General features: G+C 40.2%; 25 protein-coding genes, 2 tRNA genes and 1 other RNA gene. 12 read left to right on the top strand and 16 right to left on the bottom strand.

Annotated features, from left to right (window positions below; genetic code table 11):
* The first annotated feature begins 138 nt into the window (after window positions 1-138).
* Window positions 139-2,229, top strand: coding sequence for an ATP-dependent zinc metalloprotease FtsH (ftsH, locus tag BA1379B_RS05365; RefSeq protein WP_078673996.1), 2,091 nt, complete (start codon window positions 139-141; stop codon window positions 2,227-2,229).
* A 523-nt stretch (window positions 2,230-2,752) separates the two neighbouring features.
* A complete protein-coding gene (glmM, locus tag BA1379B_RS05360; protein WP_078673995.1) occupies window positions 2,753-4,108 on the top strand; it encodes a phosphoglucosamine mutase in 1,356 nt (451 codons plus the stop codon).
* 612 nt (window positions 4,109-4,720) lie between these two features.
* Here the strand turns inward: glmM and BA1379B_RS05355 are convergent.
* Together BA1379B_RS05355 and BA1379B_RS05350 are read right to left on the bottom strand one after the other, a co-directional pair.
* The gene (locus BA1379B_RS05355; protein ID WP_035006573.1) at window positions 4,721-5,158 is read right to left on the bottom strand and encodes a phage holin family protein; all 438 of its coding nucleotides are present in this window, start codon (window positions 5,156-5,158) and stop codon (window positions 4,721-4,723) included.
* Between the two features lie 3 nt (window positions 5,159-5,161).
* Window positions 5,162-5,482, bottom strand: a complete 321-nt coding sequence (locus tag BA1379B_RS05350) for a DUF883 family protein (RefSeq protein ID WP_078692471.1) — start codon at window positions 5,480-5,482, stop codon at window positions 5,162-5,164.
* Between the two features lie 460 nt (window positions 5,483-5,942).
* Between BA1379B_RS05350 and BA1379B_RS05345 the strand changes: the two genes are divergently transcribed.
* Both BA1379B_RS05345 and BA1379B_RS05340 read left to right on the top strand, forming a co-directional pair.
* Complete coding sequence (locus tag BA1379B_RS05345; RefSeq protein ID WP_035006575.1) at window positions 5,943-6,767, top strand: MotA/TolQ/ExbB proton channel family protein; 825 nt, start codon at window positions 5,943-5,945, stop codon at window positions 6,765-6,767.
* A complete protein-coding gene (locus tag BA1379B_RS05340; RefSeq protein ID WP_078688886.1) occupies window positions 6,748-7,224 on the top strand; it encodes a biopolymer transporter ExbD in 477 nt (158 codons plus the stop codon). The genes BA1379B_RS05345 and BA1379B_RS05340 overlap by 20 nt, the downstream gene beginning before the upstream one ends.
* A gap of 329 nt (window positions 7,225-7,553) precedes the next feature.
* On the opposite strand, the gene dut is transcribed toward BA1379B_RS05340, so the two are convergent.
* The 4 genes from dut to BA1379B_RS05320 form a co-directional block, all read right to left on the bottom strand.
* Entirely contained in the window at window positions 7,554-8,105 is a 552-nt protein-coding gene (dut, locus tag BA1379B_RS05335; protein ID WP_078692470.1) for a dUTP diphosphatase, read from the bottom strand.
* 367 nt (window positions 8,106-8,472) lie between these two features.
* Entirely contained in the window at window positions 8,473-9,270 is a 798-nt protein-coding gene (locus BA1379B_RS05330) for a membrane protein (RefSeq protein WP_035006578.1), read from the bottom strand.
* A 726-nt stretch (window positions 9,271-9,996) separates the two neighbouring features.
* Entirely contained in the window at window positions 9,997-10,560 is a 564-nt protein-coding gene (locus BA1379B_RS05325) for a disulfide bond formation protein B (protein ID WP_035006580.1), read from the bottom strand.
* Window positions 10,561-10,563: 3 nt separating this feature from the next.
* A complete protein-coding gene (locus BA1379B_RS05320; RefSeq protein ID WP_078673989.1) occupies window positions 10,564-11,172 on the bottom strand; it encodes a YqaA family protein in 609 nt (202 codons plus the stop codon).
* A 171-nt stretch (window positions 11,173-11,343) separates the two neighbouring features.
* Here BA1379B_RS05320 and BA1379B_RS05315 point away from each other — a divergent pair.
* A tRNA-Leu gene (locus tag BA1379B_RS05315) sits at window positions 11,344-11,428 on the top strand.
* Window positions 11,429-12,145: 717 nt separating this feature from the next.
* On the opposite strand, the gene BA1379B_RS05310 is transcribed toward BA1379B_RS05315, so the two are convergent.
* Entirely contained in the window at window positions 12,146-12,649 is a 504-nt protein-coding gene (locus BA1379B_RS05310) for a hypothetical protein (protein WP_236823979.1), read from the bottom strand.
* Between BA1379B_RS05310 and BA1379B_RS07060 the strand changes: the two genes are divergently transcribed.
* The gene (locus tag BA1379B_RS07060; RefSeq protein ID WP_235692223.1) at window positions 12,648-12,788 is read left to right on the top strand and encodes a hypothetical protein; all 141 of its coding nucleotides are present in this window, start codon (window positions 12,648-12,650) and stop codon (window positions 12,786-12,788) included. The genes BA1379B_RS05310 and BA1379B_RS07060 overlap by 2 nt on opposite strands.
* 82 nt (window positions 12,789-12,870) lie before the next feature.
* Here BA1379B_RS07060 and BA1379B_RS05305 read toward each other — a convergent pair whose 3' ends face one another.
* Window positions 12,871-14,910: a toprim domain-containing protein gene (locus BA1379B_RS05305; RefSeq protein ID WP_078673987.1), complete on the bottom strand. Its 2,040-nt coding sequence runs from the start codon at window positions 14,908-14,910 to the stop codon at window positions 12,871-12,873.
* Window positions 14,911-14,932: 22 nt separating this feature from the next.
* The gene (locus BA1379B_RS05300) at window positions 14,933-15,928 is read right to left on the bottom strand and encodes a YdaU family protein (RefSeq protein WP_078692469.1); all 996 of its coding nucleotides are present in this window, start codon (window positions 15,926-15,928) and stop codon (window positions 14,933-14,935) included.
* A 458-nt stretch (window positions 15,929-16,386) separates the two neighbouring features.
* On the opposite strand from BA1379B_RS05300, the gene BA1379B_RS05295 reads away from it, so the two are divergent.
* The 4 genes from BA1379B_RS05295 to BA1379B_RS05280 all read left to right on the top strand — a co-directional run bounded on the left by BA1379B_RS05295 (window position 16,387) and on the right by BA1379B_RS05280 (window position 18,436).
* Complete coding sequence (locus BA1379B_RS05295; protein ID WP_035006585.1) at window positions 16,387-16,707, top strand: helix-turn-helix transcriptional regulator; 321 nt, start codon at window positions 16,387-16,389, stop codon at window positions 16,705-16,707.
* A 304-nt stretch (window positions 16,708-17,011) separates the two neighbouring features.
* Entirely contained in the window at window positions 17,012-17,401 is a 390-nt protein-coding gene (locus BA1379B_RS05290; protein WP_078673984.1) for a hypothetical protein, read from the top strand.
* 10 nt (window positions 17,402-17,411) lie between these two features.
* A complete protein-coding gene (locus BA1379B_RS05285) occupies window positions 17,412-17,603 on the top strand; it encodes a hypothetical protein (protein ID WP_035006588.1) in 192 nt (63 codons plus the stop codon).
* Window positions 17,604-17,818: 215 nt separating this feature from the next.
* Window positions 17,819-18,436 carry a lambda exonuclease family protein gene (locus tag BA1379B_RS05280; protein ID WP_078673983.1) on the top strand — a complete coding sequence of 206 codons (618 nt, stop codon included), beginning with the start codon at window positions 17,819-17,821 and terminating at the stop codon, window positions 18,434-18,436.
* Between the two features lie 209 nt (window positions 18,437-18,645).
* On the opposite strand, the gene BA1379B_RS05275 is transcribed toward BA1379B_RS05280, so the two are convergent.
* Window positions 18,646-18,720 (bottom strand) — tRNA-Thr (locus tag BA1379B_RS05275).
* 198 nt (window positions 18,721-18,918) lie between these two features.
* On the opposite strand from BA1379B_RS05275, the gene BA1379B_RS06870 reads away from it, so the two are divergent.
* A complete protein-coding gene (locus BA1379B_RS06870) occupies window positions 18,919-19,071 on the top strand; it encodes a hypothetical protein (RefSeq protein ID WP_167884996.1) in 153 nt (50 codons plus the stop codon).
* Between the two features lie 171 nt (window positions 19,072-19,242).
* Window positions 19,243-20,535: a UDP-N-acetylglucosamine 1-carboxyvinyltransferase gene (murA, locus tag BA1379B_RS05270; RefSeq protein ID WP_078692468.1), complete on the top strand. Its 1,293-nt coding sequence runs from the start codon at window positions 19,243-19,245 to the stop codon at window positions 20,533-20,535.
* Window positions 20,536-21,387: 852 nt separating this feature from the next.
* Here murA and BA1379B_RS05265 read toward each other — a convergent pair.
* The 6 genes from BA1379B_RS05265 to BA1379B_RS05240 form a co-directional block, all read right to left on the bottom strand.
* Window positions 21,388-22,251: a TIGR00282 family metallophosphoesterase gene (locus BA1379B_RS05265; protein ID WP_051668866.1), complete on the bottom strand. Its 864-nt coding sequence runs from the start codon at window positions 22,249-22,251 to the stop codon at window positions 21,388-21,390.
* Window positions 22,252-22,269: 18 nt separating this feature from the next.
* Window positions 22,270-22,878, bottom strand: a complete 609-nt coding sequence (locus tag BA1379B_RS05260; protein ID WP_078692467.1) for a 5-formyltetrahydrofolate cyclo-ligase — start codon at window positions 22,876-22,878, stop codon at window positions 22,270-22,272.
* A gap of 71 nt (window positions 22,879-22,949) precedes the next feature.
* A non-coding RNA gene (gene ssrS, locus BA1379B_RS05255) (6S RNA) lies at window positions 22,950-23,110 on the bottom strand.
* A gap of 62 nt (window positions 23,111-23,172) precedes the next feature.
* Complete coding sequence (locus BA1379B_RS05250; protein ID WP_194284893.1) at window positions 23,173-24,030, bottom strand: tetratricopeptide repeat protein; 858 nt, start codon at window positions 24,028-24,030, stop codon at window positions 23,173-23,175.
* Window positions 24,030-24,155, bottom strand: coding sequence for a type B 50S ribosomal protein L36 (gene ykgO, locus BA1379B_RS05245; RefSeq protein WP_004863016.1), 126 nt, complete (start codon window positions 24,153-24,155; stop codon window positions 24,030-24,032). The genes BA1379B_RS05250 and ykgO overlap by 1 nt, the downstream gene beginning before the upstream one ends.
* 399 nt (window positions 24,156-24,554) lie before the next feature.
* Window positions 24,555-25,670, bottom strand: a complete 1,116-nt coding sequence (locus BA1379B_RS05240; protein ID WP_078692466.1) for a 5-(carboxyamino)imidazole ribonucleotide synthase — start codon at window positions 25,668-25,670, stop codon at window positions 24,555-24,557.
* Between the last annotated feature and the right edge of the window lie 80 nt (window positions 25,671-25,750).

Below are 25,750 nucleotides of genomic sequence, written 5' to 3'. Positions count from 1 at the left end.
ACAGAAAAAAGGGGAAAAAGGATGAAGAAAAATCATTTTAAAACAGAATAAATAGCTCTTATATCTTGGCAAGGAAGAAACAAGATTATATGTTGAACACGACTCTTAAGAAACTCTATTTAAATAAATGGGCTTAATATGAATTCCAATTATCGTTCCCTCTTGATTTGGGGGATCATCGCCGTTGTTTTAATCGTGTTGTTTTCTCTTTTTAATGGAGACAGTCAGCGTTCTGGAAATGGCGAAGTATCCTATTCTGAGTTTTTACAAAAAGTTGAGAATGGCGAGCTTAAAACTGTCACTATTCAAGGGCAAAAATTAGTAGGAAAAACGACAGATCAGAGGGTGGTTTCAACCTATGCACCAAGAGATCCAGGGTTGGTGCAAAAATTGGAAAACAAAAAAGTCAATGTTAAAGCAATTCCAGAAAATTCTGGGAATAATATCTTTCTTAATTTATTATTTTCGTTGCTTCCTGTTATTATTATCGTGGGCGCGTGGGTTTTCTTTATGCGACAAATGCAAAATGGATCACGCGGTGCGATGGGTTTTGGGAAATCAAAAGCAAAATTGCTGACAGAAGCTCATGGAAGAGTCACTTTTCAAGATGTTGCTGGTGTTGAAGAGGCTAAGCAGGATTTACAAGAAATTGTTGATTTTTTGCGGGAACCACAAAAATTTCAACGCTTAGGTGGACGTATTCCACGGGGCGTTTTGCTCGTAGGACCTCCAGGAACGGGGAAAACTTTGCTTGCTCGTTCTGTTGCAGGGGAAGCGAATGTGCCCTTTTTTACCATTTCTGGATCCGATTTTGTAGAAATGTTCGTCGGAGTTGGAGCAAGCCGTGTTCGTGATATGTTTGAACAAGCCAAAAAAAATGCTCCTTGTATTATCTTTATCGATGAAATTGATGCTGTAGGCCGTCATCGTGGTGCAGGATTGGGCGGAGGAAATGATGAACGCGAACAAACATTAAATCAGCTGTTGGTTGAAATGGATGGATTTGAACCCAATGAAAGCATTATTTTAATTGCTGCAACAAATCGTCCTGATGTTCTCGATCCTGCTTTATTAAGACCTGGACGTTTCGATCGACAAGTTGTTGTGCCCAATCCCGATGTATCTGGACGGGAACAAATCTTAAAAGTTCATGTGCGGAATGTGCCTCTGGCTCCTAATGTTGATCTGAAAATATTAGCAAGAGGAACGCCGGGATTTTCCGGAGCTGATTTAATGAATCTTGTCAATGAAGCTGCTTTAATGGCTGCAAGCCGGAATAAAAGAGTGGTCACAATGCAAGAGTTCGAAGATGCCAAAGATAAAGTGATGATGGGGGCTGAACGGCGTTCAACTGCTATGACACAAGAGGAAAAAGAACTGACAGCTTACCACGAAGCAGGACATGCGATTGTCGCTTTGAGTGTTCCCGTTGCTGACCCTGTTCATAAAGCAACAATTGTACCAAGAGGAAGGGCTCTGGGTATGGTCATGCAATTGCCAGAAGGGGACCGTTATTCTATGAGCTATCGGTGGATGATTTCACGTTTGGCTATCATGATGGGGGGAAGGGTTGCCGAAGAATTGAAATTTGGAAAAGAAAATATCACCTCTGGAGCAGCTTCTGATATTGAACAAGCAACAAAGTTGGCCAGAGCAATGATCACACGATGGGGATTTTCCGATATTCTCGGAAATGTTGCTTATGGTGATAATCAAGATGAGGTTTTTTTAGGTCATTCCGTAGCAAGAACACAAAATATCTCTGAAGAGACAGCCCGTATGATCGATGCTGAGGTCCGTAAGCTGATTGATGATGCTTACAAAAGTGCAACAAAAATTTTGAAAGAAAAAAAGAAACAGTGGTGGGCTATTGCTCAAGGTTTGTTGGAATATGAAACCTTAACAGGTCAAGAAATTAATAATATCATTCAGGGCAAACCTCCTGTTCGTGCACAAGCAAGTGAAGATCAGAATCCGCGAACCTCTGTTGTGCCTAAAACGGGGAAAAAAGGAAAACACGATACGTCTCATCTTGAAAAAGACAGTTCCAATCACGAGGGTGAGGCTAGTGATGCTGAAACAAAATCACGAAGCACAAAAAATAAAACCGAGACCAATAAATCTGATAAAGCTGAAACAGGAGATGTTTCCAGAAGTAAAGAAAAAACGTCAGAAAAGTCTCAGACTTCTGAACGAAAGAAAAAACAAACTCCTGCTAATGATGCTTAACTAAAACCTATTATCCTTAATAGCTCTGTGCGTTATCAACACAAAAATCTATTAAAATTCTTTAGAGGATTTTAAGGGCAGAAAGGATAGTGTCTAGGAGGGTGAAAGGTGCGAAGGTGGGATTTAAAAAATCAATTCAGAAAAAAGAGAGGTCTTGCAAAGGAGGGTGCAGTAAAAGCTGGACAAAAATTAAGATTCTTGAAAGATAAAATTATTGACGGAGAGTATAGAACTCTGAGCAGTGTGTTCTATATCCTCTTCTGAGGAGGATGGGAAAATATTGTCTTAATAAGAGATTTCCTTCTTCTTCTGAGTTTGTTCAAAAAGTTGAGAATGGTGGGCTTAAAACTATAACTCTTCAAGTGCAAAAGTGAGGTGAGAAAATGATAGATCAGAGGGTGATTTCAACTGATCTATGCATCAAGAGACTCGGGGTTTGTGCAAAATTGAGAAAAATAATCAAAACATAATAAATGCAGTATGTGGGGGCTGTCAGAGAAACGGATATGTAAAAGGAAAAAAAATGGCACGAAAATATTTCGGTACAGATGGAATTCGAGGGAAAGCCAATCTTTTTCCTATGACACCAGATTTTGCCATGAAAATAGGAATGGCCGTGGGTGTTTTATTTCGCACAAAAGAACAGTCACATCGTGTGGTTATTGGAAAAGACACACGTTTATCTGGGTATATGTTAGAAAATGCTTTGGTTTCAGGATTGACCGCTGCTGGAATGGATGCTTTCTTATTAGGACCGGTGCCAACCCCTGCTGTTGCTATGTTATGCCGTTCCTTACGGGCTGATTTAGGCGTGATGATTTCCGCTTCCCATAATCCTTTTTATGACAATGGTATTAAACTTTTTGGTCCCGATGGTTTTAAACTTTCCGATGAAATAGAAATCAAAATTGAACAATTGGTTGAGAAAGATCTTGTACATTCTTTAGCAGAAGCTTCAGAAATCGGTCGTGCTAAACGTGTGGAAGGGGATATTTATCGCTATATAGAATATGCTAAACGAACTTTGCCACGTGATGTACGACTGGATTCTTTGCGTATTGTTGTCGATTGTGCCAATGGTGCTACTTATAAAGCAGCGCCACGGGCATTATGGGAATTAGGAGCAGAAGTCTTTGCGATTAATAATGAGCCAACAGGTCTTAATATTAACCAGAAATGCGGATCAACCGATCTCACCTCTTTAAAAAGGAAAGTACATGAAGTGCGTGCCGATGTCGGAATTGCTCTTGATGGCGATGGTGATCGGGTGATCATGGTTGATGAAAAAGCGCAAACTATCGATGGGGATCAAATCATTGCTGTTATTGCTGAGCATTGGTATAAAACCGAACGGTTGCAGAGAAATGGAGTTGTTGCATCGATTATGTCAAATTTGGGGCTTGAGCGTTTCTTAAACAACAAAGGATTGGAACTCATTCGTACAAATGTCGGAGATCGCTACGTTGTAGATGCTATGCGTCAAAAAGGATACAATGTGGGTGGGGAGTCTTCTGGGCATATTGTCTTAAGTGATTTTGGAACGACTGGTGATGGATTGGTCGCTGCCTTGCAAATTCTCGCTTGTATGCAGGAAAGTCAGATTCCTATGAGCCAGTTATGTCAGCGTTTTGAAACTGTTCCACAGATTTTAAAAAATATATCCATTAAAAATAAAAAGATCTTACAGAACTCTAAAGTCAAAACTGCAATTGATCAAGTCCAGAAACGTTTAGGAAAAGAAGTCCGGTTGGTAATTCGGCCCTCTGGAACTGAACCCTTCATTCGCGTTATGGCTGAAGGAGATGATCAAAAAGTCATTGAAGATGGTGTTGCAGAGATTAGCACTGTTCTTGTCCAGTATGATAGCATTCAGGCATAAGTGTATAAAATAGCGGACAACTTTTGAGAAAATGATCGGCTTCCCAGTGTTTGTTGCTGTGAATTTCTCTGTTTGATTCCCTAAATTTATATAAGAGGAAGGGAAAACTTCTTCTTTTTTTCTTTTGTGGAAAGAAATCTCTCACTCTTTTTACAGGATGAAGAGCAGCTATAGTTGTTCTATCAATTCGGTTCTTATGATCAGCAAAGGGAAGAGATGACAATAATCACTCAATATAAATGCTTTCTTTTATAGGCATTGGATATGAGAAATCGTTGAGAAGACTCCATAAGAGAAACAGATATTTTGAGGTGAAGATTATTCTCTTGCTGTCTTTGAAGAAATTGATGGATCAAAAGCAGTGATGTGCTTGTGGGCAAATTTGCTTTGTGAGATCAAGCAGAAGAGAATGTGTCATGGGAATGAGGAAAATATTATATTTGTTGGATGCGTTTAACTCTCGTTATAAACAATATGAAAGTCATTACAGGGTGCGTTCTTCTGAAAATAAGAGGTCTTTTTAAAAGCTTTACCTTGAAAAGAAAGCTTCTCGAAGAGAGTTTTTGGTGAAGAGCAAACCTCTTTTAGATGCATGAGACTCTCCCCCTATTTCTAGGGGTGGTCTTTTTTATTTTTTTTCAAAAGAAAATAAGTGATAAACCCAAGAAGAGGTCCTCCTAATTTAACAAGAGGTAAATGTTTGTTCAGGAGCGTAAGACTGGAAAGGGCTGAAGCTGTTATAAGCTCATGACGCTGTTTTTCCCACTGCTTCTGGTGATCGCGACGATGATACGATTTTAAAAGCTTGCAAAGAACAGCGCTAAGTCCTGCGATAAAAAGCCAAATCAAAAATAATGTACTTGCTGCCGCAAGAGGAGACATCACCAAACAGAATGCGAGAAAACCTATGATGCATAAAAAGATAAGAGCTATAAATAATGCAAGTCCAATAATTCCATAGCAAAATGTTTGGATTTGAATCTTCTTCACAGTACTTTGGATTCCTCCACCAACAAGGTGGTTCAAAAGGGGAGTAATCATTTTATACATTGGTTAACGGCGCAATAAGTGAGAAAGAATAAAACCAATGCCTGTTGCAATGAGAAGCGCTTTGCCAGGATGCTCTCGAACTTGTTGATTGACTGTTTTTTCTAAATCACTGTACTTGCTTTTCGCTTGTGATAAGAGTTCCTCACTATTTTCTTTCGCTGAACTGTAAAGTTGTTCGGCTTTGTTTTTTGCTTCGTTCATTTTGTTGGAACTAAAGTCACTGACGGTCGAGGTGATGCTTGCAATTTCATTGCGTAATTGATCCAATTGTTTCTTTAGTTTTTTTTCTGTCTCTGTTTTGTTGTTTGCTTTATTATTTGCCATAGTCATTGTTCTTTCTATTGACTGATGTTGCACATAGTATTGATATCATTTGACTGAAATAAAAATTTCCTCGTCATGCTTTGTAACGTCATAAAATCTTCTTGGTTCCCTGATCTATTAAGGAACAGTTTTTTTAGATGACAATTCTAACAAAAATGGGGGGATTTGCTTTTTACAACATTGTAAAGAAGAGTGCTCTACAAAAACAAGGGACATCTTCGATAAATAGACTGATGTAATCGGTCCTAATAATGTGAGATTTTCTTTATAAGTTAGAAAAAAAGAAATATAAATAACATCTTAAAAAAATCTTCTTGATGATAAAAAAGATTAATCGTAAGTAATAAAGAATGATTGACTTGTTTTTTGCAAATTTATACCTTTAAAAAGCGAATATAAAGAAGAGTCGGGAAGTATAAAGGGGGAATAAAAATTTAAATATAAGGATTTTGAATAGAATATGACATCTCATACAGTTCCTTTAGAAAACAATACAAATGCATTACCCATGCATGATTTCTCTCCTTTTTCAATGTTTATGGCTGCTGATTGGGTTGTGCAAGCTGTTATTATCGCTTTATTGTTGGCTTCTCTTCTTTCCTGGACCATTGCTTTTTTTAAAATTGTTGAATTCACTGTTGCAAAATATAAAGCACGGCGCGTCTTTCAATTAACGAATGATGCTCAAACATTTGCAGAACTCATAGCAAGCTTTCAAAAGATTAAAGGAACTTCTGTCTTCTTTTTGGAAGAAGTTCTCAAAGAAATACGTCTGTCGTCTCAACAGCTTTGTCTTATGAAATCCAAAGATTTGCATCAAAACCAAAGCGAAGTTTTTCCTTATGATATCCTTTCTTGTGGAAATATCGATGGAGTGAAAGAACGTGTTCATTCGCTTTTATCACGCTCCTTGTTTGCTGCAATGCGGCGTATCGCTTGCGGAAGTGCCGTTCTCGCGACGATTGGATCTGTGGCGCCCTTTGTTGGTCTTTTTGCAACCGTGTGGGGGATCATGAATGCCTTTATTGGAATCGCAAAATCCCAAACAACACGGTTGGATGTCGTCGCACCTGGAATTGCTGAAGCTTTGCTGGCAACAGCTATAGGGCTCTTTGTCGCAATTCCTGCTGTTATTCTCTATAATGGTTTTATACGTTTTTTGAATGGATATCGAAATGATTTAGCCGATATCGCAGCGGCAATCGAAAGACTTATAAGTCGTGAATTCGATAGACAACAACAGAATAAAAATTATCAGCTCAGCCATGAAAATAGATCAATATGATAATTGGGAAAACAATGAAGAAGGCCTCCATAGTGAGATTAATATAACGCCTTTCATTGACGTCATCTTAGTGCTGTTGATTGTTTTTATGGTCGCTGCGCCTTTAGCAACGTCTGTTCTTCCTGTTCAGTTGCCTACTCTTACGCAAACCCCTATTGTTGCTCAGACCGATGAGCCCATTTATATTACCTTGAAAAAGGATCATGCTCTTTATATTGGAAAAAATCACACCAGCAAAACAGAGTTGATTGATCTTTTGTTACAGAAAACGCAACGTAATTTCGAAACAAAGATTTTTATTCGAGCAGATAGCGAAATCGATTATGGAGCTGTTGTGGATCTCCTTAATCAAATCCGAAGTGCTGGATATACTAAAATTGGTCTTGTAGGGCTCCATAAAGCTGCAATAACTGCTCCTAATTTTGCGGTAAATGATCCTATTGAAGATGATGACTGAATATATTCTAGAGTATTTGCTCCTTCTAGAATCTGTGTTGTCCTCTCTGTGTTGTGGGCTATTTGGGAGTATGGAACTTTTGTTCAGAGGACACTGTGGCATCTGGGGCAGAGGCAGTCTCTGTGCTTTGTCTATATGGAGAGGTGTGCGGGGGCATTTGCTGTTCTAGAATCTGTGCCGGCCTCTCTGTGTTGTGGGCTATTTGGGAATGTGAAACTTCTTTTCAGAGGATACTGTAGCATCTGGGGTAGAGGCAGTCTCTGTGCTTTGTCTATATGGAGAGGTGTGTGAGGGAAATATTGCGGTCCTGAAGAAGAGAGGTGAGAGTGTTATTCTTGTCCTGTTGAGCCAAAGCCTCCCGTGCCGCGTTCGTTTGGAATGGCTTGGAAAGAAGCAGAAAGGGGATCTGCTTGATGAGGATCAAATTCGCAAACATCAACTTGGGTAACTGGGGCAATAACCGTTTGTGCAATGCGCATTCCACGGTGGATGGAGAAATCTTCTTGCCCTAAATTAATGAGAAGGACTTTAACTTCACCACGGTAATCGCTATCAATTGTTCCAGGAGTGTTTAGGCAAGTGATGCCATGTTTTAAAGCAAGGCCAGATCGTGGACGTATTTGTGCTTCGTACCCTGGAAGAAGATGAAAGATAAAACCAGTGGGTATGAGAATACGCTGTCCTGGGACGAGATTCACAGTTTCTTCTGGGGCAAGAGCAGCCCGCAGATCAAGACCTGCAGATCCTGCCGTTGCATAATGGGGAAGCTCAAGCCCCTGTCCGTGATCAAGACGCTGAATCCGCAGAGGAAGTTTTTGTACCAGGTGAGAAAAAGTGTCTTTTTGAGGTGTCGAAGGGGGAGTATTTAAAGAATGAGGCATGGCAAGGAATTTCCAAAAGATAAATCAAGTTTATATCCTAACAAAAGCCTTCCTACAAAACAAGCAGATATGATTTCATTAACAAGTACTCCCCTTTTTGGGCTCAGCTTGTGCCAATCAAAATCCCTGTCGCAAAAACTAAAGCGCCACCGAGGATAATCTGAAGAGAAGCTTGTCATGAGGGGGTGGATGTGAATTTATATGATTTCATTAACAAGCGCTCCCCTTTTTGGGCTCAGCTTGTGCCAATCAAAATCCCTGTCGCAAAAACTAAAGCGCCGCCAAGGATCATCTGAAGAGAAGCTTGTCATGAGGGGGTGGATGTGAATTTATATGATTTCATTAACAAGCGCTCCCCTTTTTGGGCTCAGCTTGTGCCAATCAAAATCCCTGTCGCAAAAACTAAAGCGCCACCGAGGATAATCTGAAGAGAAGCGCGTCGTAAGGGGGTAGACATGAATTTATTTTGGATCCAAACAATGGCTCCTAACTCAAAAATGACAATAATGAAAGCAATAAGCGTTGCTAAGAAAAAAGAGTCAATCAAATAAGGAATCGTATGTCCTAGACCACCAAGCATTGTCATCAGACCGCAAGCAATCCCTCTTTTTATAGGTGAGCCACGGCCAGATAATTTACCATCATCATGGAGAGCTTCTGTAAATCCCATTGAAAGACCAGCACCAATAGAAGCAGAAAGGCCCACTAAAAAAGTTTTGTATGTATCACCCGTAGCAAAAGCTGCTGCAAAAATAGGAGCAAGGGTGGAAATGGAACCATCCATTAATCCCGCAAGGCCAGGTTGAATCCACGTTAGAAGAGTTTTCTTTTGATGAGGAGTAAGGGTCGATTGTTCTGTCTCTACAGAGGAGGACTCAGCAGCAGAAAAGGATGAAAAATCAGAGATTTCAGGCGATGAATCTAAGGTTCCTTCATTTATATGGCAAGAAAGGTTCAGTAATTGTTTGTGGTGTTGGAGCTCATTATGACTCATGGTTGCAAGAATCAAAGCTTGAGTGGGACAAGATGATTTGAGTGCTTGTGCGTATTTTAAATACAATGCAGCATGGTCTTTTTTTAATTGGGTGGCATGAGCGACAATTTCTTGCGCTGTGCAGGAAGAACAAACCTTCTGGGGTGTTGATGAAAAGAAATGCTTAGGCATTGGACTCATATGATTAGTTTTAGAATTATTCTAAAATATAAAACGAAAATAATGAAAGTCAATTCGAAAACTTTCTGATCAAAGTAAAATTGTGGAAGAGGGAAATTTCCTTTGTCGAAAAAATTCCGCTAAGTCGGTAAAGAATACCAATAAAATATCCTGTAGGATGACAATCCTTAGATGCACTTTATAGAGAATGAAAACGTTCGGAGATGTTTGCTGTTCGAGGAAATAAGGGGACTCTTAAAACGTCAAAAGAAGAGTATCGTCTCTTTGATAGAGGAATCTATGGATTTTGGATAAAAAAGAACGAAAAGAGCTCTTTGCTTTCTTCTGGAGTATGGTGGGGAGGATGATGAGGAATTGGTGGAGGTGAATGGAAAATCGATTTTGTACAGTGAGAGGTATGCTACTTAAGTGATGGCACGAAAGGAAGGTATGTTCTCTTGTCTTTGGAAAAAAGAAAGCGAACTCTTTGAGAAAGGGATTTCATCTGAAACATTTTTGAAAAGTGTACCGTTCTTCTTTCTGGCAAGAAATCATTGAAAATAATGGATAAGGTGCAAGAAAAAACACGAAGCGGGCAGTGCTTCTCGTTACTTCCTGAAGAAAGAAAAATAGAAAACATCGTCTTGAGGAAAAATGCTTTTGAAAGGTGAAGAGAACAATTGAAAAGAGGAGGATTTTGTTCGTATTATGGGCTGTTGTTTGTATTTTTTATGGTTTTTACTGTTTTTTCAAGAGTCCTTTTGAAGCAACAAAGAGGCTGATAAGCATCAGAACTAAACTAGCAACAGCATTCCAGCCAGCAAAGGAAAGAAACAAAAAATATCCCGCTGCTTGATTACAAGAGGGAGATTGAATAGCGTTTAATTGATTTAAAAGGTGAGAGGCATCCGTTATGATCATGGTAGAGTGTGACGTGCAATTATTCGGTGCGTCCCAAAAGCGATATTCAGCGCCTGCGTGGTAGATTGCTAAGATAAGGCTGATGACCATGAGGATAAAAATACCCCAGAATAAAGAGCGTATCCAAGCAGAGGAGGGGAAAAATCGTGTTGATAAGGCAGCAATACTCAAAAATATCAGAGAGCCATAATAAGGAAAGCGTTCAATGATGCATAACTTGCAGGGAAGAATGCCACCAATATATTCGAACACAAGGGCAATGCCAATCGGAATCAATAAAAGGATAGCAAGAATAAAAATCCATAATTTTTGCTCTTTGCTCTTCAGTGTACAGTGAAGATGTTGGCTAAAAGAATAGTCAGAAAAGATCACTGTATGCACACCTTAAAGAGAAAAATATGATTTGAGAAAAAGAATGTATAATCCATAAATGAATAAAAGCAAAAGAAAACAAAGGGGCATAAACCATTTAAAGTGATCGGAAAGCCAGTCAGTCGCTTGAGAGCCAAAACGTTGAATCAGCCAAGCAAAAAGATAAAAACGTGTCCCACGGGAAAGGATACAGAGAAGAATAAAAAGCCAAAGATTAAAATGGGTAACGCCTGCAAGAAGGGTGGTTATTTTGATGGGAGGAAGATGGGTGAGACCTGAAACAGTCAGTAAAACTGCTAAAAATTCTTGCGTTGTATCATTGTATAATATTTGAAAATTTTCATATTGATCGGTCAATTCTAACAGAGGCTTAACAATCGCGTCAAAGGCAAAATAGCCAAGACACCATCCAACAATACCCCCAAAAACAGAAAAAAATGTTGCAATAAAGGCATAAAAATACGCCTTCTTAGGGCGGACAAGCGCGATGGGAATATACAAAACATCCGCTGGAATAAAAAAAATAAAACTTTCAATAAAAGCAATAAAACCAAGCCAATAAGGCGCTGTACGGCGCTTCGCCAGTGAAATTGTCCAAAGCTTTACTGAGTTCAAGATCATTATTTCTTCCGACAATTCAAAGAGGCAAAGAAGATCAAAAAAATCTTAGGAAGCCTGAATGAGACAAAAATAGCCAATTTTTGCAAAAAAAAAATCTAGTGTTGACGAATCTTCTGTTCTTTATATAGTGCAAAAAAAGAGGGGACAAGTGTGTTCCTTATCAGATGTCGTGCGGGTGTGGTGGAACTGGTAGACGCGCCAGACTCAAAATCTGGTTCCGAGAGGAGTGTCGGTTCGAGTCCGACCACCCGCACCACTTTATTTCATATTCCCTTAATTTAAAGTATAAGATCTTTCCCTCCAAAAATAGATCAAAATCTTATCAGAGGATACTGTGGTATCTGGGGCAGAGGCAGTCTCTGTACTTGTCTGTATGGAGAGGTGTGCGAGGGAAATATTGTTGCTCTGAAGAAGAGTGGTGAGAGTGTTATTCTTGTCTTGTTGAGCCAAAACCTCCCGTGCCGCCAATAAAGGCATAGAGCGTCTTTTGAGGGCAAACAAGTGTGATGAGAATATACAAAACGTCCCTTGGGATAAAAAATAAAACTTTCAATAAAAGCAAAAAACCAAGCTAATAAGGCGCCGTTTGTTTCCAATACAGCTCGTGGAGAGACAGCGTCTCTCCGATCTTTCTGGTGCTTATGCAGAGCTTCTTTGAAAGATTTGTTGAACGGCTTCTCTTTGCCGGATTCTCTTCGGAGGGAAGTCAAAAAGATGTGCTAAAAGAGTTTTTTGTAAAAAAGAGAGCATATGTAAAAAAGAGAGCATATAAAGAGGCACATACAGAGAAAATGAAGAGACAAGAAGAAGTATAAGGGTAGAAGCAATGGGTGGGGACTCCAAAGGTGTGTGTTAGAACATGGTGATGAAAGAGGTGATTCGTGCTTTTTTCAAAAAGTTTAGATGTCTTTGTGCGATTTGCAGTGCGGCAGTGAGCAGCAAGCCAGTCTCTTTTCAAGAAGTTAAGACATGTTTAAGATATCTTTGTGCGATTTGCGTAGCCCCAATGAACAGCAAGCAAGTCTAAACAGTCGCGTAAATGATCAGCAAGAGAATTTTGTTTGCGTTTGGAGGGACTTAATTCTTTAAATGCTTGATCATAACCAACCACTTGTTCAACCAGTCGATACCCAAGAGTCCCTAATTCGATTTTGACTGTTTGTAATTGTTTGAGGGCATTTGTTTGGGCTTCTATTGGGTGGGTATATCGCTGATCGCTATCCACTTTTTGAATGGTCAAATCAAGACTCATTTGTGCATCACCTTGGCATTGACGCCAATAAACATAAAAGCGTTCCGCTGCTTTGTATTGCGCTTGGTTGATATGTCCTTTCTTATATAAAAGGGCAATGGGACGGTTGTGGGCATCAATAAAAGCAAGAGTGGTGCGTGGGTTTTTTGTGCTGATTGGAGATGTAGGTTGAAAGGCAGGATTACTCGTTTCGATGATCACTTCTCGAGTTTTTAGGTGACCAATGGATTTCTTTTTACAGCGAGAGCAGGAGGAGAGACAGGGATGGGAGGATTGTTGTTTTTTGCTGGAGGGAATGGTGGAATCTGTTTTTTGTGAATGGGTCATGATGTTTCCTTCTGAAGAGAGTGGTGGTGTTATTTGAGAGGAAAAGCACTGAAGTAAAAGCTTTAAGGGGTATGAATGTTGGATGATTGAAGGAATTTGGGTTGGTTGATGGATTGTTCTTAAAGAGAATTATTCTTTTGTATTGCAGGGTTTTTCTGTGCGGCGAGAGTAGGGGGAGAGACAGGGATGGGAGGATTGTTGTTTTTTGCTGGAGGGAATGGTGGAATTTGTGTAGCGAGGGAAGATAAAGGAGAAAAAGAAGGAGATTCTTGTGGAAGAGGAGGTGTAGAAAAACAGTTGACTGTGGGAGAGATGATGGGGCTTTGCTTTGAGTCCAAAGAGCTATTTTGGTTCTGTTCAATATAGCATCGGGGTGTTAATGGAGCAGAAGAAGAACAACGATAACGGTAAGTTTTAGGATCAAACCAGAGCCCAATTTTTCCTTCAAAATCCCCAGAGCGTTGTTTGGCAATATTGATAATAACACCTGGGCGTTGTGCTAAGTGCGCTTTTTCTTCTGGTTTATGGGTAGACAAAATTTTGTCTTCTAAAGAACGGTTCCGCCAAATGGTGATGATGTTAAAAGCATTGGCACCAATTTCTGAGGCGCCTTTAATATCTTCTGTGCCTGGGACATCCTTTTCTAAACCACTTTTGCGTGTATGTGTTACAAGATGAATGTGAACAGCGTTTAAAACTGCCCAATCAACTATTTTATAAACAGCTTGTTCTTGTCTTGCATAGTCATCGGAGGCGATCCCAAGGCGCATCAAACTGTCTATAATAAACTGGTCACAGCCATATTTGGCACGGCAATAGTCAAAAATATCTAAGAGGGCATCAACGCTTGATTTGCCTACATGCTCGTACAAAATAAGACCTGCATCTAAAAAATGAAGAACGCGTTCAATCATTTCTTTCGTTGGTTGGTCCGTTCCGCCAGTTTGTTTCGTTAAACGACGTAAAGATTGTTCTCCTTTCATTTCAAGAGAAGCTAAGCAAAGACGGCTTTTTTGCGCAATCCAATGGGGAATGCAATCCGATAAAAGTTGGCTTTTGCCAGCACCACTGGCTCCACTCCAAAGGGTCAATTCCGCAGGGCGAAAATAAAGTTTACCATTCAGTTTTGAATAGGGAACTGTATAGCCAAGATGCTGTTTTGCAGAAGGATAAAATAAGTTTATAACTTGCTCCTTATAATCCAAAACATGGCGTAACCCCTTGGGGGTAAAACTTTGAGCTTGCAAAAAAGCTTCGTGGATGATGGAAGCGTCAACACCTGCTTGTAAACACGCATTCGCATCTTTGCCAGGAAGGCGGACGCGATAACATCGATGGCGACCAAGGCGATGGGCAATCTCAAATGCTGCTTCTTCCCCCGGTGTATCCATATCCGTAGCAAGAAAAATAGTTTCAAAAGACTCTAAACGATCAAATTCATTCTCAATCCAATTTTGTTTGCCTCCTTTCCCGCCGCCAAAGGGAACAGAAACAGCTGGATATCCATAGGCTGCTAAAGAAAGCGCATCAATTTCTCCTTCAGTGATCACAAGAGTTCGGTCCGTTGAAGCACAGTCTTTGAATGACAAAGCTTGCCAGCCAAATAAAATCGGTTCACATTGAGAGGCTGTTGGTTTTGCTGTTGCACCGTTTTCGGCTAAGCGCTCTTTCACTAAGGCGAGGGTACCATCTGGTTTATAAAAAGGAAAAATAATCTTATTGCCCTCTTCGCCAATCCGGTATTGCTGTAAAATTTCAAGGGGAATGCAACGCTCTTTGTGCAAATATATTTTAACCCGCTGTTGCGGAATATTTGCTTTCGGAAGAGGAGGAGCACGATAATGATGGCGAGGAGCCATGAAAGGTTTTGGACGAGAAAGATTGAGATAAGCGCGTGCTTCATCAAGCGCCTCAGGAAGACTGATCCCTTTAACACTACACCACAGGTCAAGAAGATCTCCGCCATTGCCTTCAGCAAAATCATACCAAAGCCCTGCTTTTTTGCCGCTTAAGCTGATCGATAGGCTTTGTCCTGCTTCGCCGTGGATATTGCCCACAACCCAAGAATTGCCGCGCTTTTTCCCTTGTGGAAGCAGCATTTCTGCTATGGAGCCTGCTTGGGCGGTAAGTCTTTGTTTAATTTCAAAAAGTGTGCTCATTGTTATCGATGTGTTAAGAAACTTAATAATTGATAAGGCCGCTATAAAGCCTTTCTTCGTGGTCGTTGCTTAGGGCAGATGCAGAGTGGGCCGAAAGAGCGATAGAGGACAAAGCAGCAAGTCGTTTATCATTTTCTTGTAAACGCTCAATTTCACGGCGGTACCAATTACGCCAGGTGGCTGTCCAATCAACTTTTTTTGCATCTTTGCCACTTTTCGCTTGCCAATAATCACGAAACTTTTTTTCTTGCCAAAGGGCTTGTTCTTCATTGAGCCCTTCTGAAATTGCTGCTGCAATGTCAGCACGCCACTCAGGGGGAAGTCGACACCCTTTGACGTCTTTTTTGGGAGAAAGACTGTCACAAAAAGAGGCAGAAGAAACAATCGCAGACGGTTTCTTTTGTGAAAGACCGTTAGGTGTTTCTTTTTCTTCTGTTTTCTGATCAGGGGAAAGTTGACACCCTTTGACGTCTTCTTTGGGAGAAGGACTGTCACAAAAAGAGGCAGAAGAAACAACCGCAGACGGTTTCTTTTGTGAAACACCAGTAGGTGTTTCTTTTTCTTCTGTCTTCTGAGCTTCTGAGTTACGTTCAACATCTAAAGGAGAGGCGTTGAGCAGATGCTGAAATTGTTCGTTGATTTTCTTGCGTTTTTTTGCTGAAGAGCGTCCCGCAGAGGATTTTTGCTCAAGTAATTTTGCGCGTTCATGAAAGACAATTTCACACCGTGTGTTCCAAAGACCACTGGCGAGCTGTAATATTTTCCCTTCCGTTATTAACATCTCTAAAACGCTTTCAAAAGTTCGCTTGTCACAACCACAAAGACGCGCTAAACGTTCTATTGATAAATTTAAAGGGCGCCCTCGCGCGTACATTTCATTCAGTAAAATTGTATAAATGCCAATTTCATGTGCCCGCATTCCACGGACTCCACCAAGGAAATCATTCTGGTACCAACAGACATAAGGAAGTATCGAGGATTCATAATGCGGAGCTTCTGAGTGTAGAACTTGTTTCATAGGGAAATAAACTTTCTTCTTTTTCGTCTGATATGAAGGGGTAAAAAGCAAAAAATATATTTTTATGTCTCCCAAAAACTATATTGGTTACATTTATTATTTTGAAAAATATTGCTGTTTCATTTTTGTGTTGTTTCGCTTTGTTCTGGTAGACGATCATTTTTTTGTGTATTTCCTTAAAATTGACTCATCAATTATGCAGAATTTAGAGAGTTGCAATTTTACAATTTGAGGTTGTATAAAAGATGGAAATTGAAGAGGGCAAAATAACAATATACGGGTTTTTGAAAAATGACTGTCTAATTCTTAAACTTTGACTTGGGGTGTTGTTTTTTAATAAAAAAATGATGAATCCTCCAATAAGTGAAAATTTCCGTTAATTTTATCCTCTTTAGAAGATAAAGCAAGTCAATTTTATTACAAACAGATTTTTTTAAGATAGGCTATAGGGTGAGACTATGAATATTGATGGTTGGCGTCAAAGATTGCAGGAAGCACTTCAAAAAAGTGGACGGTCAAAAAGGTCTATCTCACTCTCTGCAGGGAAAGGAGCTGGATATTTGCACTCCATTCTCTCTGAAGGAAAAGAGCCGACGATTGAATCCCTCTATCGTGTCTGTCACGCAATTAATGTGAGTATGAGTTATATTCTCTACGGACAAGAGACAATGCCTGAAGATCAAGAGTTTATTGATCTCGTTTTGCAGGTTTCTCCTGAGGAGCGGAAGGCCATTTTAACTCTTTTGCGTCGATCTCTTGACGGAGACGAAACAAAATAATCTGTTGTGTTTTTCGGTCAAGTTTTGTCCAAGATTGTAATAGTTCGAAATCACGCATTTCAGCCCCCGTCTGTTGAAAATATATAGATTTAGAATAATCGGAAACAATGCAGAGCAAGATGGGAACAAGAGAACAGTCATTTTCGTTCTTGTTTTCATTTGAGCATTGGTAAAAGTCATAATATATCTTTTATTAAGGATAAAATAATTGACATATCTTCCATAGAGGATATAAGACTAACGCTATATTTGATCATGTCAAGACAGAGCTTAGCTTTATCAACTGTCTAAGGGAGAAATATTCATGAAAAATATTCCATTCGTTAAAGAGGATGAAATTCTTATCATTCTCTGTGAAGATGAAATCAACGATACGTATGATGGTCCTCTTGAACGAGAAGAAGTGATCGAACTGGTCGAGAATAAATATGATGATGTGGTTCGACTTTTACGGCTCGATTTAAGGTCATTACATGCCGATGATGTAAGCGAACAAATCGCCGAATTATATATGAATATGAAAATTCGTGATGGCTATGACCAAGATGAACAAGTAGCTCCTTTTATTTTTAATAGTGATGCTTATCATGCTTATTTAGATCAAAAAATTGCCCAAGAATATGAAGACAATCTCTATGGATCTTATGAAAAACAGCATCGTTTGCGTTGGTCTGATGTGTTGAATGAATATTGAGGGGAAAATAATGAAAACTTACCTCAAAACATTCTCTTATGGATTACCACTCTATTATGCCGGATATGCACACAATATCATCAAATTGGAACCACAACAAAAAAATGCCTGTTCTTTTATTTCACACTATGAAGCAGAGGCAGTAGCACGGAAATTAGCGCTTCAGTATCAGCGTGATGATTTTTATATAGCGCAAAAATAGGAATGCATTTCCTCATTTCTTTATGCCCATGATCGTACAAAATTAATTCCAGAAAATAAAAAACCGTAAGCAACAAGAAAAAGTGAGTCCAGTTGCGCGATGCTGGGTGTGTGCAGTTCTGTGGTGTTGTTTTGTTGGAGCTGTGTGTTGCGCAATGCTGGATTTGAAAGGTTTTCAAAGAGAGACAAGAGCGGGAAAAAGGGAGAATATTGAAAATGCCAACGATTATTGATTGTGTTCAAGGAACAGACGAATGGCGCCAAGCACGGAATGGTTTAATTACTGCTTCTTTGTTCGAGATGGTCCTTGCACAAAAACAAGATGGAAAAAAAACGCAAAAATATACTTCTTTAATGATGAGGCTTGCTGGAGAAAGAATAACAGGAAAGCCTATCGAAGAGGGAACAACGTTGCCTATGCGGCGCGGCATAGAATTAGAACCACAGGCACGTCAGCTTTATGGAACTCTTACACAGACAGAACCTGAATGCGTTGGTTTTATTTTGGCCGATGATCGTTTGAAAGGAGCTTCTCCAGATGCTTTGATCGGGACAAATGGGATGTTGGAAATCAAAACAAAAAAACCTGAAATTTTAATCCCTTATTATACGCAAAGGAATTTTCCTCTTGAACATAAAGCGCAATGTCAAGGAGGGTTATGGATTGCACAACGTGAATGGATTGATTTAATGATCTATTGGCCGGATATGCCGCCTTTGATTAAACGTGCTTATCGCGATGAGGCTTATATTCGAAGGCTTGAAATAGAAATTAACCGATTTAATGAGGCTTTGGCAGTGATGGTCCATCGTCTGCAAACGATTTCTTTATAAACAATGGTGGAAAAGGATGTTGTAAAATTACAGCAGTTGGGAAAGAAAAAGCCATGAATTCTACGAAAAATTTTAGGGAGATAGAGAGTGCAAATTTGAGGAGAAAAGGCAGAAAAAATAAAAAAAAACGAGTCCACATGCAGAAAATAAAAAGAGAGGTTTCTGCGTGAATCAAGAAAGCATCGTCAAAAAAGGGGGTTCTACACATATGGTGCTGCGAGAGAGGATTGAACTCTCGACCTCTCCCTTACCAAGGGAGTGCTCTGCCACTGAGCTACCGCAGCACTTTGAATCTTCGTGCCGCCTTGTGCCATATTGTTACAAAATAGGCAAGAGAACATTGATCCATTCTTGCAAGTCAGTCTATCTTATGTCATGACAAAAAAGGTGATATAAGAAGCAAAAAGATAAAGGGGAGATAGAGTGTGTATTGAATGGGCTCCCGGTTATCAAAAAAGTGAAATTGTTCAAAAAAATGTGTCATGACACAAATGGATCAACAAAAACAAGACGATAATAAAAAATACAAAGATGAGAAAAAAAAGCAACGCCAAGAAAGGCTAGCCCAGCAATTGCGAGCTAATTTAAGACGTCGAAAAGAGCAAAATCGAAAACGATTTCAGGATAATTCCTAAAAAAGACTTCCGATTAAGGTATTTTTACGGCATTTTTGCAACCAAACCTCTTAATGATTCGTTTCAAAGTCAGAAAAAAGACGCTTCAAGGTATTCACTTGTTTGAAAGGAAACTCTTCAAAGGATCCTTTCTAAGGGGCACTTTGGCGTGGGTAAAAAGGGTCAAACATTATGGATTCTATTCACATTATTGGTGGAAATCCTCTTAATGGTGTTATTCCTATTTCAGGAGCTAAAAATGCTGCACTTCCTCTTATGGTTGCTGCCTTGCTCACTAAGGAGACACTTACTTTGAAGTATATTCCGCATCTCGTTGATGTCGAACTCTTATTGAGAATTCTCAATCACCATGGGATCGGTTATGCTGTAGAGGGGCGAACAGCACATCAGGAAAGCGGGTATTCAAGGACAATTCACTTTACAGCAAAAAAAATAACAACAGTACATGCTCCTTACGAATTGGTCACAAAAATGCGTGCAAGCTTTTGGGTGATCGGTCCGCTTCTCGCACGATGTAGAGAAGCTTACGTTTCCTTACCTGGAGGGTGTGCTATCGGAACAAGACCCGTTGATTTTATTCTGGAAGGTCTCAAAAGTCTAGGCGCACACATCGTTATCGAACAGGGCTATGTTCATGCAAAAGCACCAGAAGGTCTTCAAGGAGGGCGGTATCGATTCCCTAAAGTAACCGTTGGGGGAACACATGTGCTCTTGATGGCAGCCGTCATGGCAAAAGGAACAACCGTTCTTGATAATGCTGCTTGTGAACCAGAAGTGACAAATCTTATTCAAGCCCTAAAAGCTATGGGCGCGCGCATCTCTGGAGAAGGAACACAAACCCTGACCATTCATGGAGTGGAAAAACTGCATAGTGCCAAAGTCCAAGTGATTCCGGATCGAATCGAAGCAGGAACTTATGCTATGGCCGTGGCAATGATTGGTGGAGACGTCTTTCTGAAAAATGCAAACCCTCATCATCTCACCGAAGTTCTCGAATGCCTCAAAAAAACAGGCCTCGAAATCGAAATAAAACCAGAAGGGATCAATGTAAGACGAAATCCAGAGCAGAAAATTATGCCAGTGGATATCAAAACAGGTCCTTTTCCAGCTTTTCCGACAGATCTACAAGCACAGTTCATGGCTCTTATGACACGGGCGCAGGGAAATGCTCATATCACCGAAACAGTCTTCGAAAATCGTTTTATGCATGTACAGGAATTAATACGTTTGGGAGCACAAATTACACTCAATGGACAGACAGCTCTTGTCTGTGGAACAGAGAATCTGCAAGGTGCACAAGTGATGGCAACAGATTTACGCGCTTCCGTCTCTCTTGTTATTGCCGCACTTGCTGCACAGGGAAAGACAATCGTTAGTCGCGTTTATCACCTTGATCGAGGCTTTGAACGGCTGGAGGAAAAGTTGGCGCAATGTGGTGCAAATATTCAACGCGTCACAGGTTGAGAAAATATATCTATGTTTGTGGAAAGTCGTTCCTGAAGAGAGGAAGTCTGAGATCTCCTTAAGAAAAAGCTCCAGAGACGAAAACAATGATAGCTTATGCGCAAAGAATGATGGCGTGTGTGGGTGCGTGGGGTCCTCAGGGAGAATTTTGTGTGGACAAATCTCTGGAAAAGCTGAGGACAAGCTGTAGAGAAAGAGAGTAGTGTCTTCTTTCTGGACTTAAGATTTTTTCACCTTTTCAGCAAACAGTGCATGGACAGGACAGAGAGAGGACTGTAAAAGGGTAAGAGCCTATATGCTTTGCAAAGGATCATCAGGTTCACAGGCATTGCTGTATGCGCAAAGAATGATGGCGTGTGTGGGTGCGTGGGGTCCTCAGGGAGAATTTTGTGTGGACAAATCTCTGGAAAAGCTGAGGACAAGCTGTAGAGAAAGAGAGTAGTGTCTTCTTTCTGGACTTAAGATTTTTTCACCTTTTCAGCAAACAGTGCATGGACAGGACAGAGAGAGGACTGTAAAAGGGTAAGAGCCTATATGCTCTGCAAAGGATCATCAGGTTCACAGGCATTGCTGTGTGCGCAAAGAACGATGGCGTGTGTGGGTGCGTGGGGTCCTCAGGGAGAATTTTGTGTGGACAAATCTCTGGAAAAGCTGAGGACAAGCTGTAGAGAAAGAGAGTAGTGTCTTCTTTCTGGACTTAAGATTTTTTCACCTTTTCAGCAAACAGTGCATGGACAGGACAGAGAGAGGACTGTAAAAGGGTAAGAGCCTATATGCTCTGCAAAGGATCATCAGGTTCACAGGCATTGCTGTGTACGCAAAGAACGATGGCGTGTGTGGGTGCCTGTTTCCTTAAGAGGAGGCTGAAGTGGTGAGCTCTGAAAGGGAGAATGAACCCCAAAAATCTGGAATTTCAGGCTTTAAATGGGGCCCAATGCGGACAGCGGAAACTTTTTCAGCAAGGCCAGTACGGTCAGAAAGCTCAACCGCTAAACCACAAAGCGTTGCTGGTCCTTTCGCAGGCTCATAAAATTTAAACTTTTTTTTATAAAGAAAACGGTAAAGAGGTTCTTCTTTATCCATTCCTAAAGAGGAATTATAATCACCGCACATGCCTGCATCCGATAAGTAAGCGCTTCCGCCCTCTAAAATTTGTGCATCAGCCGTCGGAATATGTGTATGCGTGCCGACAATAACACTGACACGTCCATCAAGAAAGTGACCAAAACACTGTTTCTCACTCGTTGCTTCCGCATGAAAGTCAAAAATAATCGCGTCCGCTTGTTCACGCAGAGGACAGGCTGCGAGAATCTTATCTGCAGTGTGAAAAGGGTCATCTACTGTGCAGGGCATAAAAACAGTGCCCATCACATTCGCAACAAGAACACGAGCACCATTCTTCGCTGTCCATAAACCAGAACCTTTTCCAGGAGTGCCTTCAACAAAATTCGCTGGACGTAAAAAACGATCGCTATAAGAGGCATAGCTCAAAGTCTCTTTACATCTAAATGCATGATTGCCCGTTGTGACAACATCAACGTTCAAAGCTAAAAAATCTTGGTAAATTGTCTCGGTAATGCCAAAACCATTGGAGGCATTTTCACCATTAACAACAACAAAATCAAGGTGCCAGTGTTCAATCAAACAGGGAAGAATCTGGGAAACAACTCTGCATCCCGTTTCTCCAACAATATCACCTAAAAATAAAAAACGCATACGCGTTTTAATCACACTTTAAAATGCAAGAAAACCCTTTTCTGTAAAAATACCCTGCAAAAGAAGATCCTCTGTTCTCGGAGGAATAAAAGCAGCTTCTTGGCACGAAAAACCAAAACCAAATAAATGGACAGGGTGATCTTGGGTGCAGAAATTTTCAACGATCCGGTCATAGTAGCCTGCTCCATACCCAAGTCGATGACCGTGATGGTCAAAAGCAGAAAGAGGAACAAAAATAAAATGTGGCAAAACAACAGCCTGTTTAGAACTCGGGCAAAGAATGCCAAAATGCATCCGCTCTAATTCACTTTCATGCGAAAAACGGCGAAAAACCATCGTCGTATGATCAATAATTGACGGTAAAGCCAAATGACCCCCTCGTGATGTGATAAAATCAAACAAGGGACGAGGATCAATCTCCGAACGAATAGGCCAATAACCAGCAAAAATAATCCCTGAAAGATTATTCACTTTTTTGTCAAGATATTCTGCTGCATGAGAACAGGCGCGATGCGAAAAAATAGAACGGTCCTGTAAGGATAAATGCTCCCGTTGTGATAAACCCCAGTGGCGCAAAGAATTGCGAACCGATAAAGAAGAAGAGGTGCTTTCAGGAAAATGGGGCATTGCTCATCAATGGGGTTAGAGAATTGTGTCAATCAGGTTAAACAATAGCCGAAGCGCAAACAAATACAAAAAGGTGAACCGCAACAACCGATGGAAAAAGTTGATTCCGAGTGCCTAGTATACTAGGTGGGCACCGTGTGAAAAAGCCCACGAGCTCTTTCAGGGACAGCTCCCTTGGAAATCAATAAGGCCTCAGGAATATGTTATTTCCTGTCGCGAAGTGCAGAACACCTTCGACCATTATAAAAGAGTTTTAGCTTTTCGGCTAGAGAAAAAATGATTTCTCATAAATCTCTAAACTTCTTGATCTGCGTGTTGGGATACAAGAAAATCAAGGCGCTGATGAAGAAACTCCATTTGTGGATAAAAAGAAAGAGCTGTTTCATAAGCCTTGATCGCAAGATGAGGACGATTCGTCTCTTCCATAATGATGCCAAGCTCAATAAAGGCTATGTAATGCCGAGGTTCAAGCGTGAGAGCCTGGAATAAATCAAACATCGCAAGCTTAAAATCACTCAATTGAATATGAAGCCAAGCACGTTTTACCCAAGGTTCAGCATAGGTCGGAGCAAGAGCAATCACAGAATCAATCCTATCAAGAGCAGCGTTATAATCTGATGCTACAATGCTTTGTTCGGCCCAGATCATTAAAAGGTCAATAGTTTCACTGCCCGAGCGTGACCATAAACGCTGAAGTTGACGACTAAGATTCTTCGCTTCCTTAACATTAGAACAATATTTCAATTCTTTGAGAAGGCGTACAATCTCTTGTTCTTTACGATCACTCGCAAGAGATTGATGTGCATGAGGCGGCAATGCATAATCTTCAAGAAGAATTGTCCCCGAGTGAGGATTTGACAAGGGAGAACTGTCAGACCGTTCCGAAGGAAAATCAGGAATTATATCCTCTAAAGGTAAAAGAGATTGTGGAGAAGGTGCTTCTTCAAACGGGGAAGAAGGAGAGTTTTGTCCATAACTGGGAGAGAGAGAAAAAAAAACGCTGAAAAATAAAAGAAATATACTCTGCTGTCTTAAAAAATTTGAACAGAAAAAAATAAAACCTTTTAAAAAAACAAAAGACCTTAAATGAACATAACAAATAAATGCCCCCACAAAAACAGCAGAAATCAGAAACCTGTCTTTTAAACCCATTATCCCTGACGGGCTCTAAAACGCGGATTTGTTTTATTCAAAATATAAACACGACCTTTACGGCGAACCAACCGATTGTTACGGTGACGTTCTTTGAGTGCTTTGAGCGAATTTTTAATTTTCATCATCATCACCGTTTATATATAGTTCAAGCAAAAATCGCTTTCTTAAGATAAGAAAACTCTGCTCTTGAGACATAAGATATTATAAAAACATTTCCACTTCTGTCGTGAAAAATACTGAAATTTTCCACCATAATGGGTAAATGAAAACGGTGGATTCATAGCAGGAAGTCCTCTTTTTGTCAAGTACACTTTCCTTTAGCGATATGTTTGATAGGGGGAGAGAATGCTTCTTCAGGATTGATGCCCTTTGATAAAGGAAGAAGGGCCTAAAATGGAGAAAGCGGGAAAGTGAGGTGTTGCGTGCGGAGAGTTCTTAGGAGCAGGAGAGTGTTGTGGTAGGGGAAGAGAGAGGTTTTAAAAGTACACTCTTTCTTTTCTGAAGGGAACCTGTTGAGTTCTTTATTCTTTTGCGTGGGAAGTTTTTGTTGCTGGTCCCGTTAATTGAATGACATGGCCCATTTTGCGTTCTGGTTTGATAAGAGTTTTGCCATATAAATGGACTGACGTTGATTTTTGCTGTAAAAAATTTTGATAATCTTTCAAATTCGTACCAAGAAGATTTGTCATTTCACAATTGCTATGGCGTGAGGTATCCCCTAAAGGAAGAGAACAAATAGCACGGATATGCTGTTCAAATTGTGAAGTGATGCATGCTTTTTGTGTCCAGTGACCCGAATTATGTACACGAGGCGCTAATTCGTTAACCAAAAGACTTCCATCGGCTAAAACAAAAGATTCAACACAAAGAACACCAACATAATCAAGAATGTCCATAATCTTAGCGTTAATCTCTTGTGCTGTTTTTTGAAGCAGTGGTGAAGCTTGTGAAGGTACTAAGGTTTTATAAAGAATGCCACTCTTATGCTGATTTTCACAGCAATCATAAAAAGCATATTCTTTTTGAGGATTTGATGCTGATACAACAGATATTTCAAATAAAAAGGGGACAATCTCTTCTAAAATGAGAGGTTGATGATTAAGTGCAATTAACGCCTTATCGATGATTTCTTCACTCGGATGATGAAGACCAATTTGATGCTTGCCATCATAACCAAAACAGCGTGTCTTCAAAAGACCACTTCCTCCCAAGGCTGATAAACCCTCAATAAGAGAATTTCGGTCATGAACCGCATACCATTTAGCCGTTTGAATTCCATGGGTGTTCAGAAATTGTTTCTCAAGAACGCGATCTTGCGAAATCGCCAAAATTTGAGAAGAGGGATAAAGATAACTTTTTTGTTCAATATATTGTGCTGTTTGCAAAGGAAGATTTTCAAACTCATAGGTTATCACATTGCAAACAGAAAGAAGATGCGTTAATGCCGTTTGATCGTCATACGAAGCAAGAATATGCTCTGTGCTAATATGAGATGCTGGACAATCAATCTCAGGACTCAGAACAAGTGTTTTAAAGCCAAATTCTGCTGCTGCAATTGCTAACATTCGTGCTAATTGACCGCCTCCAAGAAGGCCAATAGTTTTGTCAGAACATAAGTCTTCAGAATAATGAGACATCTTTACTTTCCATCGTTAAAGTTATTGCTTCGCTGGCTGTTTATTCTTTGCATCAGTGTTGTTGCTGTAAATGTTCGGAT

The sequence above is a fragment of the Bartonella sp. A1379B genome (assembly GCF_002022485.1).
Classification (GTDB): Bacteria; Pseudomonadota; Alphaproteobacteria; order Rhizobiales; family Rhizobiaceae; genus Bartonella; species Bartonella rochalimae.
This window is presented reverse-complemented; position numbering and strand designations above follow the sequence as displayed.

Excerpts from the sequence above, each read along its gene's own strand:
- ftsH (WP_078673996.1), top strand. The coding sequence starts at position 139 with ATGAATTCCAATTATCGTTCCCTCTTGATTTGGGGGATCATCGCCGTT.
- glmM (WP_078673995.1), top strand. The coding sequence starts at position 2,753 with ATGGCACGAAAATATTTCGGTACAGATGGAATTCGAGGGAAAGCCAAT.
- BA1379B_RS05355 (WP_035006573.1), bottom strand. The coding sequence starts at position 5,158 with ATGTATAAAATGATTACTCCCCTTTTGAACCACCTTGTTGGTGGAGGA.
- BA1379B_RS05350 (WP_078692471.1), bottom strand. The coding sequence starts at position 5,482 with ATGGCAAATAATAAAGCAAACAACAAAACAGAGACAGAAAAAAAACTA.
- BA1379B_RS05345 (WP_035006575.1), top strand. The coding sequence starts at position 5,943 with ATGACATCTCATACAGTTCCTTTAGAAAACAATACAAATGCATTACCC.
- BA1379B_RS05340 (WP_078688886.1), top strand. The coding sequence starts at position 6,748 with ATGAAAATAGATCAATATGATAATTGGGAAAACAATGAAGAAGGCCTC.
- dut (WP_078692470.1), bottom strand. The coding sequence starts at position 8,105 with ATGCCTCATTCTTTAAATACTCCCCCTTCGACACCTCAAAAAGACACT.
- BA1379B_RS05330 (WP_035006578.1), bottom strand. The coding sequence starts at position 9,270 with ATGCCTAAGCATTTCTTTTCATCAACACCCCAGAAGGTTTGTTCTTCC.
- BA1379B_RS05320 (WP_078673989.1), bottom strand. The coding sequence starts at position 11,172 with ATGATCTTGAACTCAGTAAAGCTTTGGACAATTTCACTGGCGAAGCGC.
- BA1379B_RS07060 (WP_235692223.1), top strand. The coding sequence starts at position 12,648 with ATGGATTTCTTTTTACAGCGAGAGCAGGAGGAGAGACAGGGATGGGAG.
- BA1379B_RS05305 (WP_078673987.1), bottom strand. The coding sequence starts at position 14,910 with ATGAGCACACTTTTTGAAATTAAACAAAGACTTACCGCCCAAGCAGGC.
- BA1379B_RS05300 (WP_078692469.1), bottom strand. The coding sequence starts at position 15,928 with ATGAAACAAGTTCTACACTCAGAAGCTCCGCATTATGAATCCTCGATA.
- BA1379B_RS05295 (WP_035006585.1), top strand. The coding sequence starts at position 16,387 with ATGAATATTGATGGTTGGCGTCAAAGATTGCAGGAAGCACTTCAAAAA.
- BA1379B_RS05290 (WP_078673984.1), top strand. The coding sequence starts at position 17,012 with ATGAAAAATATTCCATTCGTTAAAGAGGATGAAATTCTTATCATTCTC.
- BA1379B_RS05285 (WP_035006588.1), top strand. The coding sequence starts at position 17,412 with ATGAAAACTTACCTCAAAACATTCTCTTATGGATTACCACTCTATTAT.
- BA1379B_RS05280 (WP_078673983.1), top strand. The coding sequence starts at position 17,819 with ATGCCAACGATTATTGATTGTGTTCAAGGAACAGACGAATGGCGCCAA.
- BA1379B_RS06870 (WP_167884996.1), top strand. The coding sequence starts at position 18,919 with ATGACACAAATGGATCAACAAAAACAAGACGATAATAAAAAATACAAA.
- murA (WP_078692468.1), top strand. The coding sequence starts at position 19,243 with ATGGATTCTATTCACATTATTGGTGGAAATCCTCTTAATGGTGTTATT.
- BA1379B_RS05265 (WP_051668866.1), bottom strand. The coding sequence starts at position 22,251 with ATGCGTTTTTTATTTTTAGGTGATATTGTTGGAGAAACGGGATGCAGA.
- BA1379B_RS05260 (WP_078692467.1), bottom strand. The coding sequence starts at position 22,878 with ATGCCCCATTTTCCTGAAAGCACCTCTTCTTCTTTATCGGTTCGCAAT.
- BA1379B_RS05250 (WP_194284893.1), bottom strand. The coding sequence starts at position 24,030 with ATGGGTTTAAAAGACAGGTTTCTGATTTCTGCTGTTTTTGTGGGGGCA.
- ykgO (WP_004863016.1), bottom strand. The coding sequence starts at position 24,155 with ATGAAAATTAAAAATTCGCTCAAAGCACTCAAAGAACGTCACCGTAAC.
- BA1379B_RS05240 (WP_078692466.1), bottom strand. The coding sequence starts at position 25,670 with ATGTCTCATTATTCTGAAGACTTATGTTCTGACAAAACTATTGGCCTT.